Origin of the sequence: Rummeliibacillus sp. G93 (genome assembly GCF_023515935.1) — a bacterium.
GTDB lineage: Bacteria > Bacillota > Bacilli > Bacillales_A > Planococcaceae > Rummeliibacillus > Rummeliibacillus stabekisii.
Map to the genome: position 1 here is coordinate 2,516,502 of NZ_CP097314.1, position 15,722 is coordinate 2,532,223.

Consider the following 15,722-nt stretch of genomic DNA (forward strand, 5'->3'; position numbering starts at 1 on the left):
CAAGGACTTACGTCTTGCCATATATAATCCCACTGAACCTATTCACACGATTGATTCGCACGATTAAAGACTATTTGTTAAAACCAAAAACCAACGTATTTTAACTAAAAATAAACACAAAAAAAAACGCTTCCCCACAATAGAGAAACGTTGATTTCATCGCTTGGCAAACGATGTTATGATACCGGTGGTCGGGGTCGAACCGACACTCCAAAGGAACACGATTTTGAGTCGTGCGCGTCTGCCAATTCCGCCACACCGGCATGATGTGTTTATATAGTGTAATTAACTATATGGAGGCGGCAACCGGATTTGAACCGGTGAATAAAGGTTTTGCAGACCTTTGCCTTACCACTTGGCTATGCCGCCTTGGCATTATAAAATATATGGAGCGGAAGACGGGGTTCGAACCCGCGACCCCCACCTTGGCAAGGTGATGTTCTACCACTGAACTACTTCCGCATATATAACTGGGGTACCTGGATTCGAACCAGGGCATGACGGAATCAAAATCCGTTGCCTTACCGCTTGGCTATACCCCAAAATGGGGCGACTGAAGGGGATCGAACCCTCGAATGCCGGAACCACAATCCGGTGTGTTAACCACTTCACCACAATCGCCATTGTATTAAAGGAAAACCTAATCTTTACATTTTATATATGGGGCGGCTGAAGGGGATCGAACCCTCGAATGCCGGAACCACAATCCGGTGTGTTCACCACTTCACCACAGCCGCCGTTATGTAAATTTAAAGGTTTTATATTGGCAGGGGCAGTAGGAATCGAACCCACATCAAAGGTTTTGGAGACCTCTATTCTACCGTTAAACTATGCCCCTGTAAAGAATGGTGGAGGGGGGCAGATTCGAACTGCCGAACCCGAAGGAGCGGATTTACAGTCCGCCGCGTTTAGCCTCTTCGCTACCCCTCCAGAATGGTGCCGGCGAAAGGAGTCGAACCCTCGACCTACTGATTACAAGTCAGTTGCTCTACCAACTGAGCTACACCGGCAAAAATTATTATGGTGGGTCGGGACAGAATCGAACTGCCGACACTTAGAGCTTCAATCTAATGCTCTACCAACTGAGCTACCGACCCATAATAACTTTAAATATTATAATTTAAAATGGCGGTCCGGACGGGACTCGAACCCGCGACCTCCTGCGTGACAGGCAGGCATTCTAACCAGCTGAACTACCGGACCATTTTGGTTGCGGGGGCAGGATTTGAACCTGCGACCTTCGGGTTATGAGCCCGACGAGCTACCGAACTGCTCCACCCCGCGATAATAATATATGCTTATTTGATTGATAAAGTTCTTAAAATGGTGGAGGATGACGGGATCGAACCGCCGACCCTCTGCTTGTAAGGCAGATGCTCTCCCAGCTGAGCTAATCCTCCGAAAATGGTGACCCCTACGGGATTCGAACCCGTGTTACCGCCGTGAAAGGGCGGTGTCTTAACCGCTTGACCAAGGGGCCATATGTATTGAAAAGTCATGGCGGAGAGTAAGGGATTTGAACCCTTGAGACAGGGTTACCCGCCTACACGATTTCCAATCGTGCTCCTTCGGCCACTCGGACAACTCTCCAAAAAAATGGCTCCGAAGGCAGGACTCGAACCTGCGACCCTCTGATTAACAGTCAGATGCTACTACCAACTGAGCTACTTCGGAATAATAAAATCAACAGCCTAGCGACGTCCTACTCTCGCAGGGGGAAGCCCCCAACTACCATCGGCGCTAAAGAGCTTAACTTCTGTGTTCGGCATGAGAACAGGTGTGACCTCTTTGCCATCATCACTAGACATGTTATTTCTCAAAGACAAGAATTATTATATCACTTTTTTTCTAATTAAGTCAACTGCTTTTTTAGAAAAACTTTTCTTGTTCTTTCAAAACTGGATAAACGTGAATTGAAGGTTCTTAAGAAATTTGGTTAAGTCCTCGATCGATTAGTATTCGTCAGCTCCATGTGTCGCCACACTTCCACCTCGAACCTATCTACCTCATCGTCTTTGAGGGATCTTACTTACTTGCGTAATGGGAAATCTCATCTTGAGGGGGGCTTCATGCTTAGATGCTTTCAGCACTTATCCCGTCCACACATAGCTACCCAGCGATGCTCTTGGCAGAACAACTGGTACACCAGCGGTGTGTCCATCCCGGTCCTCTCGTACTAAGGACAGCTCCTCTCAAATTTCCTACGCCCACGACGGATAGGGACCGAACTGTCTCACGACGTTCTGAACCCAGCTCGCGTACCGCTTTAATGGGCGAACAGCCCAACCCTTGGGACCGACTACAGCCCCAGGATGCGATGAGCCGACATCGAGGTGCCAAACCTCCCCGTCGATGTGGACTCTTGGGGGAGATAAGCCTGTTATCCCCGGGGTAGCTTTTATCCGTTGAGCGATGGCCCTTCCATGCGGAACCACCGGATCACTAAGCCCGTCTTTCGACCCTGCTCGACTTGTAGGTCTCGCAGTCAAGCTCCCTTGTGCCTTTACACTCTACGAATGATTTCCAACCATTCTGAGGGAACCTTTGGGCGCCTCCGTTACTCTTTAGGAGGCGACCGCCCCAGTCAAACTGTCCGCCTGACACTGTCTCCTACCCCGATCAGGGGTACGGGTTAGAATTTCAATACAGCTGGGGTAGTATCCCAAGGACGCCTCCACCGAAGCTGGCGCTCCGGTTTCAATGGCTCCTACCTATCCTGTACAAGCTGTACCAAAATTCAATATCAGGCTACAGTAAAGCTCCACGGGGTCTTTCCGTCCTGTCGCGGGTAACCTGCATCTTCACAGGTACTATAATTTCACCGAGTCTCTCGTTGAGACAGTGCCCAGATCGTTACGCCTTTCGTGCGGGTCGGAACTTACCCGACAAGGAATTTCGCTACCTTAGGACCGTTATAGTTACGGCCGCCGTTTACTGGGGCTTCGGTTCTCACCTTCGCTTGCGCTAAGCAATCCCCTTAACCTTCCAGCACCGGGCAGGCGTCAGCCCCTATACGTCACCTTACGGTTTTGCAGAGACCTGTGTTTTTGCTAAACAGTCGCCTGGGCCTATTCACTGCGGCTCTCTCGGGCTTGCACCCTACTAGAGCACCCCTTCTCCCGAAGTTACGGGGTCATTTTGCCGAGTTCCTTAACGAGAGTTCTCTCGCTCACCTTAGGATTCTCTCCTCGACTACCTGTGTCGGTTTGCGGTACGGGCACCTCCTGCCTCGCTAGAGGCTTTTCTTGGCAGTGTGAAATCAGGAACTTCGCTCTAAAGAGCTCGCCATCACAGCTCAACGTTATAGAGAGCGGATTTGCCTACTCTCACGCCTTACTGCTTGGACGCACATAACCAACAGTGCGCTTACCCTATCCTACTGCGTCCCCCCATTACTCAAATGGCAGGGAGGTGGTACAGGAATATCAACCTGTTATCCATCGCCTACGCCTGTCGGCCTCGGCTTAGGTCCCGACTAACCCTGAGAGGACGAGCCTTCCTCAGGAAACCTTAGTCATTCGGTGGATGGGATTCTCACCCATCTTTCGCTACTCATACCGGCATTCTCACTTCTAAGCGCTCCACCAGTCCTTCCGGTCTGACTTCACAGCACTTAGAACGCTCTCCTACCACAGACATCGTAGATGTCTATCCACAGCTTCGGTGAATTGTTTAGCCCCGATACATTTTCGGCGCAGCGTCACTCGACCAGTGAGCTATTACGCACTCTTTAAATGGTGGCTGCTTCTGAGCCAACATCCTGGTTGTCTAAGCAACGTCACATCCTTTTCCACTTAACAATTACTTTGGGACCTTAGCTGGTGGTCTGGGCTGTTTCCCTTTTGACTACGGATCTTATCACTCGCAGTCTGACTCCCGTGTATAAATCACTGGCATTCGGAGTTTGTCTGAATTCGGTAATCCGGGATGGACCCCTAGTCCAAACAGTGCTCTACCTCCAGGATTCTTCATCACGAGGCTAGCCCTAAAGCTATTTCGGAGAGAACCAGCTATCTCCAGGTTCGATTGGAATTTCTCCGCTACCCACACCTCATCCCCGCACTTTTCAACGTGCGTGGGTTCGGGCCTCCAGTAAGTGTTACCTTACCTTCACCCTGGACATGGGTAGATCACCTGGTTTCGGGTCTACGACCACATACTTATTCGCCCTATTCAGACTCGCTTTCGCTGCGGCTCCGTCTCTTCAACTTAACCTTGCATGTAATCGTAACTCGCCGGTTCATTCTACAAAAGGCACGCTATCACCCATTAACGGGCTCTAACTACTTGTAGGCACATGGTTTCAGGATCTCTTTCACTCCCCTTCCGGGGTGCTTTTCACCTTTCCCTCACGGTACTGGTTCACTATCGGTCACTAGAGAGTATTTAGCCTTGGGAGATGGTCCTCCCAGATTCCGACGGAATTTCACGTGTTCCGCCGTACTCAGGATCCACTCAAGAGAGAATGCACTTTTGACTACAGGACTGTTACCTGCTATGGTGGGTCTTTCCAAACCGCTTCGTCTAACGCATTCCTTTGTAACTCCGTATAGAGTGTCCTACAACCCCAAGAGGCAAGCCTCTTGGTTTGGGCTCTTCCCATTTCGCTCGCCGCTACTAAGGGAATCGATTTTTCTTTCTCTTCCTTCAGGTACTTAGATGTTTCAGTTCCCTGAGTCTGCCATCAAGACGCTATGAATTCACGTCAAGATTCTACCCCATTACGGATAGAGGGTTTCCCCATTCGGAAATCTCCGGATCAAAGCTTACTTACAGCTCCCCGAAGCATATCGGTGTTAGTGCCGTCCTTCATCGGCTTCTAGTGCCAAGGCATCCGCCATGCGCCCTTAATAACTTAACCGTTGGCTTATAAAGCCTTTAAGTTATTAAGCCTAAAAAATTTAAAACTTAATAAATGTGTTACTTAAGAATTTCTTCAATGTCGTTTTATCCAGTTTTCAAAGAACAATTTGGTGGAGCCTAGCGGGATCGAACCGCTGACCTCCTGCGTGCAAGGCAGGCGCTCTCCCAGCTGAGCTAAGGCCCCAAAATCAAAAAATGGTGGGCCTAAATGGACTCGAACCATCGACCTCACGCTTATCAGGCGTGCGCTCTAACCAGCTGAGCTATAGGCCCCTTTTGGGTAACAATATAGTTTTTTATATGAACCCTCAAAACTGAACAGCAAGATGTTAATCCTACAGACGAAGTCTGTATTCCGTTAAATTCCTTAGAAAGGAGGTGATCCAGCCGCACCTTCCGATACGGCTACCTTGTTACGACTTCACCCCAATCATCTATCCCACCTTCGGCGGCTGGCCCCAAAAGGTTACCTCACCGACTTCGGGTGTTACAAACTCTCGTGGTGTGACGGGCGGTGTGTACAAGGCCCGGGAACGTATTCACCGCGGCATGCTGATCCGCGATTACTAGCGATTCCGGCTTCATGTAGGCGAGTTGCAGCCTACAATCCGAACTGAGAACGGTTTTATGAGATTAGCTTGCTCTCGCGAGTTTGCGACTCTTTGTACCGTCCATTGTAGCACGTGTGTAGCCCAGGTCATAAGGGGCATGATGATTTGACGTCATCCCCACCTTCCTCCGGTTTGTCACCGGCAGTCACCTTAGAGTGCCCAACTAAATGATGGCAACTAAGATCAAGGGTTGCGCTCGTTGCGGGACTTAACCCAACATCTCACGACACGAGCTGACGACAACCATGCACCACCTGTCACCAATGTCCCCGAAGGGAAAACTCTATCTCTAGAGTGGTCACTGGGATGTCAAGACCTGGTAAGGTTCTTCGCGTTGCTTCGAATTAAACCACATGCTCCACCGCTTGTGCGGGCCCCCGTCAATTCCTTTGAGTTTCAACCTTGCGGTCGTACTCCCCAGGCGGAGTGCTTAATGCGTTAGCTGCAGCACTAAGGGGCGGAAACCCCCTAACACTTAGCACTCATCGTTTACGGCGTGGACTACCAGGGTATCTAATCCTGTTTGCTCCCCACGCTTTCGCGCCTCAGTGTCAGTTACAGACCAGACAGTCGCCTTCGCCACTGGTGTTCCTCCAAATCTCTACGCATTTCACCGCTACACTTGGAATTCCACTATCCTCTTCTGCACTCAAGTTCCCCAGTTTCCAATGACCGCTCGCGGTTGAGCCGCGAGATTTCACATCAGACTTAAGAAACCACCTGCGCGCGCTTTACGCCCAATAAATCCGGACAACGCTTGCCACCTACGTATTACCGCGGCTGCTGGCACGTAGTTAGCCGTGGCTTTCTAATAAGGTACCGTCAAGGTACGTTCATTTCCTAACGTACTTGTTCTTCCCTTACAACAGAGTTTTACGATCCGAAAACCTTCATCACTCACGCGGCGTTGCTCCATCAGACTTTCGTCCATTGTGGAAGATTCCCTACTGCTGCCTCCCGTAGGAGTTTGGGCCGTGTCTCAGTCCCAATGTGGCCGATCACCCTCTCAGGTCGGCTATGCATCGTCGCCTTGGTAGGCCGTTACCCCACCAACTAGCTAATGCACCGCGGGCCCATCCTGCAGTGGCGCGAAAGCGCCTTTCAACATTTCACCATGAAGTAAAATGGATTATCCGGTATTAGCTCCGGTTTCCCGAAGTTATCCCAGTCTGCAGGGCAGGTTGCCCACGTGTTACTCACCCGTCCGCCGCTAAATCAGAGGAGCAAGCTCCTCGTCATTCGCTCGACTTGCATGTATTAGGCACGCCGCCAGCGTTCGTCCTGAGCCAGGATCAAACTCTCCATAAAAGTGTTTGATTGCTCAAAATTTCACTAGCGCATCATCTTTACGATGATGTCTTTAAAACTAACAGTTGTTAGTAAGTTTAAATGATTAACATCTTACTTGTTCAGTTTTCAAGGTTCATTTTGTTGTCGCCTTAACGACTTATCTATCTTATCATCTTCGTTTTTTCTTGTCAACAACTTTTGCGAAAAAGTTTTTATCAAGTTTTAGTGAAGTAATCTCGTCATCTCTTAATGACAATTAATATAATACAATAACATACAAACCAATGTCAACATGTTTTCTAAATAAATTTAAAAACGACCAAAATCAATTAAATGGTTGTTGGGTCAATCTTATAGTGTCTATGATATAGACCATTGCCTTTTGTTTCAACCGTTTCTACCTGAATAAAACCTTTGCTGATTAAGAATTCGATAAATACCTCAAGATCCACTGAATAATTTTTCAATTCTTCGTGTTCATGCAGCTCTTGAATTGTCCAGAAATCTTGCTGTACCATAACATTTAATATATGACGTGCTCCATCTGCAGTGCGTGAGTGGATTAGAAACTCACTTGCTAAAAATAAAAGCTCTAGTCTTTTTTCAATTGTTTCATCACTGCCAATCAACTCTTTATATAGTTTATAAATTTCCGCATCAATCAGTTTAACTTGAGACCACACAGTTATTTCTGGATATAATCCTTTATCCAAAATAGCTAACCGGGCAAAATGATGCAATGACTCTATCATATGATCATAAGCATCTAAATGATTGTCTTTTTCAAAACATACTTTTCCTTCTAAATACTGGCGAACAAGTTTAGCAAACTCAATACCCATCTTAATATTCCTTCCATAGAAAGGGAAATCCTTTACCGTCTGCTTTAGATTGGTTAGATACTCATTGCGGTCAAACAAAATTTTGCCGAAAAGAATCCAATCTATTAACTTCTTGTTTGTACCGACTAGTAGCCATTTATGCAGCTGCTTTTCTGTAATAATATGCATTGCCGCTTTTTTGCCATCAAATGTATAGTGCTTTGTGAAAACAGGCACCTTATTTTCTTTTGTAATGATCAATAATATCGTATCAAATGTGTCTGTCTTCGGGCTTACGTCTTCTTTCTTTCCTACTATAATAACACCGAGTGTGTTTGGCCTACTTGCGCGTTCCTGGTAGATTGGACGAAGTAACTGCTCCATGAAAAATCCTCCTCAGAAAAGTTATAGTTTAATTCGACATCATTCATTCAGATTCCTCCTTGGATTACCAATTCATATTGCCTTACATGTAGGATTTTAGTATCCTTGACGTTAGGAGGCTTGTAAAATGACATCCAATAAAAAACCTTATAAAAGTAAAATCAATAAAATCCGTTCGTTCGCTCTTATGTTAATCTTTGCCGGTTTTATAATTATGTATGGTGCCATTATATTTAAAGAACATCTTTGGCTCGTTATCATTTTTATGACACTCGGTATACTCTGTATTATAGGAAGCACAGTCGTCTATGCTTGGATTGGATTCCTATCTACCCAAGCCGTGATGGTTGAATGCCCTAGTTGCCATAAACATACAAAGATGTTGGGCCGCGTCGATATGTGCATGTTCTGTAGTGAACCTTTAACAATAGACAAGTCATTAGAAGGTAAAGAGTTCGACCAAGATTATAACAACAAGTCAAAACATGGCCATAAACCTGAGCTTTAATTAGACAACCCTTGTTTCCAATGGAACAGGGGTTTTCTTCTATTTATTTTAATAGTCTACCATATTGCACTCTTTAAAGTGAAACGACACTCGAGATTTTCCATTACAGGAATAAAAAAAAGCCGCACGCGATTGGGGTGCAGCATTCCACTTATCGTTCTATTGTAATTTTGTTGCTTTTTCTTCGCAGTCTGGGCATGTGCCGTAGACTTCTAAACGATGGGAATTCACTTTGAATCCTGTCACGTGTGCAGCTAAATGCTCCACTTCATCAAGGCCAGGATAATGAAAATCCACAATCTTGCCGCATGACTCACAAATAATGTGATAATGCTTTGTCGTCACAAAATCAAAACGGCTTGCATTATCACCATAAGTCAATTCTCTAACAAGGCCTGATTCACGAAATACACGTAAATTATTATATACAGTTGCTACACTCATATTAGGGAATTTATGCTCTAATGCTTTATAAATGTCATCGGCAGTAGGATGCGACATCGTCTCTATCAAATATTCTAAAATCGCATGACGTTGAGGAGTAATCCTTACGCCGGTAGTCTTTAACGTGTCTAGCGCGCTCTTAAGTTGTGTGTCGGACATCGCCATGCACCTCACTTCATAAGTATTATTTATTTATAATCGTTATAAATAGTTTACTTAAAGTGAGATGCAATTGTCAATATTTCTAACTGTCGAATACTATTTCGGCTATTCTCGAAGCGCGTTCAAAGCGTTAATATCCTTTCAATGGGTCAATCTTATTTGTTACGTCCTGCTCTCCTTTTAGCCACTTTTCTAGATTTGGCTTGAAGATCTCCATGCTTCTCTCAAGATAGCGGGATGATTGGCTTGAGATATGGGGCGAAACAGTTATATTATCCATCGTCCAGAAAGGATGGTCTTCCGGCAATGGTTCATCTTCAAACACATCACAAACTGCATAAGCTATTTCTTTTTGCTCCAAGGCTCTTTTCAACACATCCGTTTCAACCAAATCGCCACGTCCAAAATTCATAAATAAAGCGGTATCTTTCATTGCTTTAAAATGGTTGTCTTTAAGCAGATAATGCGTTTCTTCCGTGCTTGGCAGAACAGAAATGACCGTATCCACTTGTGGCAGCACTGATTCTAGGTTCGCAAAATCAACCATATCGTCCATATAGGCTGCTGTATGACCAGAACGGTTACACCCGATTGTCTTGACTCCAAAGGCTTGTAATAACCTGCCAATTTCCCCGCCTATCGCACCTGGACCAAGTATGAGTGCTGTAGTGCCTTGAATTTCCGTAGATTTATGCTTTCGGCTCCATTCCCGCTGTTTTTGTTTTTCGTATATCCAAGGTAGTGAACGATGATAGCTTAAAAGATGAGCAAGTACCGATTCTGCCATTGGCGTTTTATGTATGCCGCGTACATTGGAAACAACAATCCCCTTCTCTGCAATTTCTTTAAGAGGCATTTTTTCCAAACCTGCTGAGCACACCATAATCCATTGTAAGTGTTCTGCTTCATCAACATGTTTTCCCGTCAGGTCTTCACCATAAGTTACTACTATATCTGCGTTTTTCAGGCCATCGTCAATTCGGTTTTGAAAGACAAATTCTTGGTCTGGAAAGTTCTTTACTAAGTCTTCCTTTAAATCAGGCCGTGGATCGAATGTAAAATAAATGTTCATAATCTATTCCCCTTTGCCGCTTATAGTATTTAACACGTCCTCGATATGGTTTTTAACACGGACTTTGCGCCATTCTTTCTCAATGATCCCCTCTTTATTAATAAAGAAGGTAGAACGCTCGATGCCCATATACTCTTTGCCATACATTTTCTTTAACTTCCACACGCCATACTTTTCTGCTACAGTGTGATCCTCATCTACAAGCAAGGAAAATGGAAGGCCGTGTTTTTCAATAAACTTCGAATGTTTTCCTTCATTATCTGGACTGACACCAAGTATTACTACATCTAAATCCGAGAAATCTTGGTGTGCGTCTCGGAAATCACATGCCTCTGTGGTACATCCCGGTGTCATGTCTTTCGGATAAAAATAAAGTACCACTGATTTTTCTCCTTTAAACGCTTCCAGTGAGACCATATTTCCGCTTTCATCTTTCAAGGTAAAAGCTGGTGCAATCTTGCCTTCTAGATTGTTCATTGTATTCCCTCCGATTTTAATAATATTTTCTATTCTCATTGTAACAATTTCTATGGTATTTTGTAGAAAGTTTGACTACAATAAGATGATATAAATTGTCTGCTTTAAGGAGCAGTATGAATTTGCTTTCAACTGCTTATTTCGAAAGCCCGATTGGTTCTGTTCACATCTGCATAACCTTTAATAAGGACACGTTGTGATTTTCAATATCTTTTGGCGGGTATGAGTTAGAGGAAGAAGAAAACTCGAACATCAGGAATGGATTATTTATTTAATAACGTAAAGAAAGAGAGGGAACTAACTTCAAATGAAATTAGGTGCCCGTATTTTAAAAACTGGATTGGCAATAATCACTGCACTGTATGTGGCCAAAGCCTTGCATTGTCCAACTCCTATATTTGCAGGTATTGCGGCTATCTTTGCGATGCAGCCGTCACTTTACCGGTCTTATCGTACAATTATTGAACAAATACAAGGGAATATTATTGGTGCAGTCATAGCTGTTCTTTTTGTTTTCATCTTTGGCCATGAGTATGTAGCCGTCGGGTTGGCAGCAATCGTCACCTTATCATTAATGATCAGACTTAAGCTGGAAAGTAGCATTTCCCTTGCCTTGGTCACGATGATTGTCATTATGGAGGCCCAAGGCGCAAATTTTATCACCTTTGCACTCATTCGATTTGCAACCGTAATGGTTGGCGTATTTGCCGCTTTTATTGTCAATTTAATTTTTCTTCCTCCGCGATACGAAACACGGCTCTTTTCTGCCATTAATATCGTACAAGATGATATCATTCGTTGGATTCGGTTAGCAGTGCGCCAAGCATCTGAGCACTCTTCTACGAAACAATCATTGCGCGGGCTGAAACAACGCTATGAGCGCATTAATTCTTTATACTATTTATTTAGAGAAGAGCGTGCACATATAGGCAAAAGTAAATATATTAAAGCTAGAAAGCTTGTGGTCTATCGCCAGATGATTGCGACCACATTAAAAAGTATAGAAGTGCTAAATCGATTGCATCTTCATGAAAATGAAATCGCTAATCTCCCTGAGCGATTTCGTATTATCATTCAAGAAAGATTGGATTACTTATTAACGTATCACGAACAGCTCTTCTTGAAATATTCAGGTAAATTGAAGTCAGAACCGACAACATGGGTGGGACAAGAAGAGTATTTACAGCGCAATGAAGTAATGGATATCTTTGCAAAGCACATTGTATTTGCTCATGCCGATGAGGGTGATGAAGAATTTTCAAGCTACCATCTGCTTCACATTTTGTCCCGTATATTAGATTACGAAGAAAACCTTGAGCAGTTGGATACGATTATTATGGCCTATCAAAATCACCATGCAGATGAGCTTTTAAAAGTGGAGCTTGATAACCGTATAGAATAATCAACAAAAAAGAAGTGGTTAGCATAATTTGCTGAACCACTTCTTTTTTAATTTTTCATTTTTGGGTCTAGCGCATCGCGTAAGCCATCCCCCATTAAATTGAAGCCTAGAACTGTCAGCATAATCGCAAGTCCAGGGAAAATCATAGTCCATGGTGCATTGATGAGGTAAATCCTTGCATCCGCAAGCATTTTCCCCCACTCTGGCTGAGGTGCTTGTGCGCCAAGGCCAAGGAAACCGAGGGCTGCCGCTTCGATAATCGCAGAAGCAATAGCAAGCGTACCTTGAACAATAACAGGTGTCATCGAGTTCGGCAATACATGAGAGAATAGAAGTCGTTTATCACTCATCCCAATTGCTTTCGCCGCTGTTATATATTCCTCTTGCTTCACGCTCAATACCTTTGAGCGAATTAATCGGCCGAAGTTCGGTATATTGATGATGCCAATAGCGATTAGGGCATTTTTTAAAGATGGACCTAAAATAGAAACGATTGCAATGGCTAATAGAATACTAGGAAAAGCTAGGATAATATCAAAGAGTCGAGAGATAACAGTATCAACAAACCGTCCATAATAGCCGGCAATGATGCCTAATAGACTGCCGACAATGACAGAGCCAATAACTGATAAGAAACCAACCATAAGTGAAAGCCTTGCACCATGCACCACACGTGAAAAGATATCTCGTCCGAAGTCATCTGTGCCAAACCAATGTTCTGCAGACGGAGCTTGCAGGCGCTGGCTCAATTGTTGTTCGTTAATCCCCTGCGATACGATCAGTGGACCGATAAAGGCAAGTAAAATAAAGAACACGACAATGATGGCACCAACGACTGCTATTTTGTTTTTTCTAAAGCTGCGCCATGCTTCTTTCCATGGCCCTACTGTTTGGTCAGTTGGTGCTTTGGCATTTGGCGCTGCATTAGGCGCTATTTGAGTCATAAAAAACGCCTCCTTCTTAGTTGTATTTGATTCGCGGATCAATAATGCTATACAGAATGTCCACAACTAAATTAATCATTATAAAGATAAACGCCACAATGAGAATACCGGACTGAATCACTGGATAATCACGGAATCCAATGGCGTCATAGATATACCTTCCGATTCCTGGCCAGCTGAAGATAGTCTCTGTTAAAATTGCACCGCCAAGCAAGAGGCCTGTTTGAAGTCCGATTACTGTCAAGACAGGGATAATCGCGTTTTTCAAAGCATGTTTGTAGACAACGAAAAACATTTTTTGTCCTTTTGAACGAGCTGTGCGTACATAATCAGAACGCATTACTTCAAGCATGCTTGAACGTGTCATCCGTGCAATAATCGCCATTGGAATGGTCGCTAACGCTAGAGCTGGCAGAATTAAATGTTGAAGAACTACTATAAACTGATCAAAACGCCCTTGAATCAATGTATCAATGAGATACAAGGAAGTAATCGGATTGACCGGGTTACGCGGGTCTTCACGTCCTGAAGTTGGTAAAAAGTCTAATTGAATGCCGAAAATCCATTGTCCCATTAATCCTAGCCAGAAAATCGGCATAGATACACCAATCAACGCAATAATCATCGCTGCATAATCGAACCAAGAATTTTGGAACCAAGCAGAAATAATACCGGCGTTGACGCCTATGATTACGGCTAAAATCATAGCGCAAAGGGATAATTCCAGCGTTGCAGCTAAGTATGGCCATAATTCGTCGGCTACTGGTGTTTTGGTACGCATTGACTCACCTAAATCGCCCGTTATCAAATCACCTAAGTAGTGGAAATACTGTATATACCATGGGTTGTCCAATCCTAGGCTTGCTCGCAATGCCGCAACGGCTTCTTTTGTTGCTTGTTGGCCTAATATCACTTGGGCTGGATCACCAGGAATCGCGCGGATCATTAAAAATACGATAAATGTCATTCCGAGCAAAACAGGGATTAATTGTAGCAGCCTTCTGCCTATATACCGAAGCATATCCTCACCTCTTTGTCATGTTGTCATGGCAGATTTATAAAAACTCACCTTCCATTAACAGAAGGGAAGGTGAGTCTACTCTTTCAAAATGCCATTTTGTATTATTTAAAATCAACTTGAGATAATAGATCAGATCCCGTTGGGTGCGGCTTGAATCCTTCAAGATCAGCTTTGCCCGCTAATAATGGTGTTGAGTGTGCTAGTGGTACCCATGGCGCTTGTTCCGCAATAATGTCTTGTGCATTTTTGTACAATTCATTGCGTTTTTCCTGATCTGTTTCTTTTTGAGCTTCAAGTAATATTTTGTGTGTTTCGCTATTTTTAAAGTACGTGTAGTTGTTGCTTCCGATATTGCTTTCATCTAACAATGTGTACAAGAAGTTATCCGGGTCTCCATTGTCGCCGGTCCAACCTAGCAAGAATGCATCCGCTTCTCCTTTAGAAGCTTTATCTAAATAAGTAGCCCATTCATACGTTACGATTTTTGCTTTCATGCCTACATCCGCTAAGTTCTTTTGGATAGCTTCAGCCACTTTTTGGCCATCCGGCATGTAAGGTCTTGGTACTGGCATTGCCCATAATTCGATTTGTTTGCCGTCATAGCCAGCTTCTTTTAGCAATTCTTTCGCCTTTTTAGGATCATACGTATATTCTTTTACATCATCATTGTAGCCTTCAATTGATGATGGCATTGGGTTTTTCGCCACTTCTGCTTGACCTTCGAAAAATGCATCGATGATTGCTTTCTTATCGATTGCATAGTTAACAGCTTGACGTACTTTCACATTGTCAAAAGGAGGTCTAGTAACAGTTAACCCAAGGTAGCCAACATTCATAGATGGGCGTTCAAAGATTTGCAATTGATTATTGCTCTTGATAGAAGCAGAATCAGATGGATTAATGCCATCTGCCAAATCAATTTCACCTGTATTTAATGCATTCAAACGTGCTGAGTTATCAGGGATAGAACGGAAGACCACTTTATCTAATTTTGGTTCGCCATCTTTCCAATACTCTTTATTTTTTTCGATTGTAATAGAATCATTGCGTTTCCAAGAAACAAATTTGAATGGTCCCGTACCTACAGGGTTATCGCCAAACTTATCTCCGTCTTTTTCAAATGCGGTTGGGCTCGCAATACCAAATGAGCTCATCGCAAGGTTTTTCAAGAATGGTGCCTGAGGTTTGTTTAGCGTAAACACTACTTTGTAATCTCCATCAGCTTTTACTTCTTTAATGACAGCATCCTTGTCGCCTTTAAAGCCGCCAAACATAGAAATAAAGTAAGGGAATTTATCTGCATTCCCGTTCATCCATCGTTCAAAGTTTTTCACAACTGCCTCTGCATTGAAGTCAGTGCCGTCATGGAATTTAACGCCTTCTTGTAAATCCAATGTATAAGTCAAGCCATCTTTAGAAGGTTCCCATTTTGTCGCAAGGCCTGGATGCAATGTTGTATCTTGCTCCCCGAATTCAATCAGTGTTTCAAAAATATTTTTCGTTACTTTATAGGATTCGCCATCTGTTACTGCAATCGGGTCAAGCGATACGGAATCTCCCCCGCGCCCAAAAATCAATGTTTTCTCTTTTTCATTGCCGCTTTTGCCCGTATCCCCGCTTCCACCTTCTTTGCTGTTTGACCCACAAGCTGCAAGGATGGTCGAAAGGAACACGATCAACAATACGCCGAAAGATAATAATTTCCTTTTTCTCATTGAATAAC

At 44.0% G+C, this 15,722-nt stretch carries 9 protein-coding genes, 18 tRNA genes and 3 rRNA genes; 2 read left to right on the top strand and 28 right to left on the bottom strand.

The annotated features are described in order from the left end of the window. Window positions 1-182 precede the first annotated feature (182 nt). The 22 genes from M2M59_RS12665 to M2M59_RS12770 form a co-directional block, all read right to left on the bottom strand. Window positions 183-263, bottom strand: a tRNA-Leu gene (locus M2M59_RS12665). Window positions 264-294: 31 nt separating this feature from the next. Next, window positions 295-369: transfer RNA gene (locus M2M59_RS12670), tRNA-Cys, on the bottom strand. An 18-nt stretch (window positions 370-387) separates the two neighbouring features. Further along, window positions 388-462 (bottom strand) — tRNA-Gly (locus tag M2M59_RS12675). Between the two features lie 8 nt (window positions 463-470). Continuing rightward, a tRNA-Gln gene (locus tag M2M59_RS12680) sits at window positions 471-542 on the bottom strand. A 3-nt stretch (window positions 543-545) separates the two neighbouring features. Then, window positions 546-621, bottom strand: a tRNA-His gene (locus M2M59_RS12685). 40 nt (window positions 622-661) lie between these two features. Beyond that, window positions 662-737: transfer RNA gene (locus M2M59_RS12690), tRNA-His, on the bottom strand. Window positions 738-764: 27 nt separating this feature from the next. Further along, a tRNA-Trp gene (locus M2M59_RS12695) sits at window positions 765-838 on the bottom strand. 8 nt (window positions 839-846) lie between these two features. Then, window positions 847-930: transfer RNA gene (locus M2M59_RS12700), tRNA-Tyr, on the bottom strand. A 4-nt stretch (window positions 931-934) separates the two neighbouring features. Further along, window positions 935-1,010, bottom strand: a tRNA-Thr gene (locus M2M59_RS12705). A gap of 11 nt (window positions 1,011-1,021) precedes the next feature. Beyond that, a tRNA-Phe gene (locus M2M59_RS12710) sits at window positions 1,022-1,097 on the bottom strand. Between the two features lie 29 nt (window positions 1,098-1,126). Further along, window positions 1,127-1,203, bottom strand: a tRNA-Asp gene (locus M2M59_RS12715). Window positions 1,204-1,207: 4 nt separating this feature from the next. After that, window positions 1,208-1,284: transfer RNA gene (locus M2M59_RS12720), tRNA-Met, on the bottom strand. A gap of 40 nt (window positions 1,285-1,324) precedes the next feature. Next, window positions 1,325-1,400 (bottom strand) — tRNA-Val (locus M2M59_RS12725). Between the two features lie 5 nt (window positions 1,401-1,405). Continuing rightward, window positions 1,406-1,480 (bottom strand) — tRNA-Glu (locus M2M59_RS12730). A gap of 18 nt (window positions 1,481-1,498) precedes the next feature. Beyond that, window positions 1,499-1,590, bottom strand: a tRNA-Ser gene (locus tag M2M59_RS12735). A gap of 7 nt (window positions 1,591-1,597) precedes the next feature. Then, a tRNA-Asn gene (locus M2M59_RS12740) sits at window positions 1,598-1,674 on the bottom strand. A 15-nt stretch (window positions 1,675-1,689) separates the two neighbouring features. Beyond that, window positions 1,690-1,805: ribosomal RNA gene (gene rrf / locus M2M59_RS12745) — 5S ribosomal RNA — on the bottom strand. 127 nt (window positions 1,806-1,932) lie between these two features. After that, window positions 1,933-4,861 (bottom strand): 23S ribosomal RNA (locus M2M59_RS12750). A 110-nt stretch (window positions 4,862-4,971) separates the two neighbouring features. Continuing rightward, a tRNA-Ala gene (locus M2M59_RS12755) sits at window positions 4,972-5,047 on the bottom strand. A gap of 12 nt (window positions 5,048-5,059) precedes the next feature. Continuing rightward, window positions 5,060-5,136, bottom strand: a tRNA-Ile gene (locus M2M59_RS12760). A gap of 98 nt (window positions 5,137-5,234) precedes the next feature. After that, window positions 5,235-6,782: ribosomal RNA gene (locus M2M59_RS12765) — 16S ribosomal RNA — on the bottom strand. The 16S, 23S and 5S rRNA genes sit together here with 18 tRNA genes alongside, the layout of an rRNA operon. A gap of 311 nt (window positions 6,783-7,093) precedes the next feature. Next, complete coding sequence (locus tag M2M59_RS12770) at window positions 7,094-7,969, bottom strand: nucleotidyltransferase-like protein (RefSeq protein ID WP_249774757.1); 876 nt, start codon at window positions 7,967-7,969, stop codon at window positions 7,094-7,096. A 127-nt stretch (window positions 7,970-8,096) separates the two neighbouring features. On the opposite strand from M2M59_RS12770, the gene M2M59_RS12775 reads away from it, so the two are divergent. Next, window positions 8,097-8,477: a YgzB family protein gene (locus M2M59_RS12775; RefSeq protein ID WP_066789689.1), complete on the top strand. Its 381-nt coding sequence runs from the start codon at window positions 8,097-8,099 to the stop codon at window positions 8,475-8,477. A gap of 159 nt (window positions 8,478-8,636) precedes the next feature. On the opposite strand, the gene perR is transcribed toward M2M59_RS12775, so the two are convergent. The 3 genes from perR to bcp form a co-directional block, all read right to left on the bottom strand. Further along, window positions 8,637-9,080, bottom strand: a complete 444-nt coding sequence (gene perR / locus M2M59_RS12780) for a peroxide-responsive transcriptional repressor PerR (RefSeq protein ID WP_184117575.1) — start codon at window positions 9,078-9,080, stop codon at window positions 8,637-8,639. A gap of 133 nt (window positions 9,081-9,213) precedes the next feature. Beyond that, the gene (locus M2M59_RS12785) at window positions 9,214-10,155 is read right to left on the bottom strand and encodes a D-2-hydroxyacid dehydrogenase (protein ID WP_249774758.1); all 942 of its coding nucleotides are present in this window, start codon (window positions 10,153-10,155) and stop codon (window positions 9,214-9,216) included. A 3-nt stretch (window positions 10,156-10,158) separates the two neighbouring features. Beyond that, a complete protein-coding gene (bcp, locus tag M2M59_RS12790; RefSeq protein ID WP_150285147.1) occupies window positions 10,159-10,632 on the bottom strand; it encodes a thioredoxin-dependent thiol peroxidase in 474 nt (157 codons plus the stop codon). Between the two features lie 307 nt (window positions 10,633-10,939). Here bcp and M2M59_RS12795 point away from each other — a divergent pair, with 307 nt between their 5' ends. Next, entirely contained in the window at window positions 10,940-12,034 is a 1,095-nt protein-coding gene (locus M2M59_RS12795) for an FUSC family protein (RefSeq protein ID WP_249774759.1), read from the top strand. 47 nt (window positions 12,035-12,081) lie between these two features. On the opposite strand, the gene M2M59_RS12800 is transcribed toward M2M59_RS12795, so the two are convergent. The 3 genes from M2M59_RS12800 to M2M59_RS12810 all read right to left on the bottom strand — a co-directional run bounded on the left by M2M59_RS12800 (window position 12,082) and on the right by M2M59_RS12810 (window position 15,714). Further along, entirely contained in the window at window positions 12,082-12,978 is an 897-nt protein-coding gene (locus tag M2M59_RS12800; protein WP_147197172.1) for an ABC transporter permease, read from the bottom strand. A 16-nt stretch (window positions 12,979-12,994) separates the two neighbouring features. Then, window positions 12,995-13,999: an ABC transporter permease gene (locus M2M59_RS12805; protein ID WP_249774760.1), complete on the bottom strand. Its 1,005-nt coding sequence runs from the start codon at window positions 13,997-13,999 to the stop codon at window positions 12,995-12,997. A 101-nt stretch (window positions 14,000-14,100) separates the two neighbouring features. Then, complete coding sequence (locus M2M59_RS12810; RefSeq protein WP_249774761.1) at window positions 14,101-15,714, bottom strand: ABC transporter substrate-binding protein; 1,614 nt, start codon at window positions 15,712-15,714, stop codon at window positions 14,101-14,103. Window positions 15,715-15,722 lie beyond the last annotated feature (8 nt).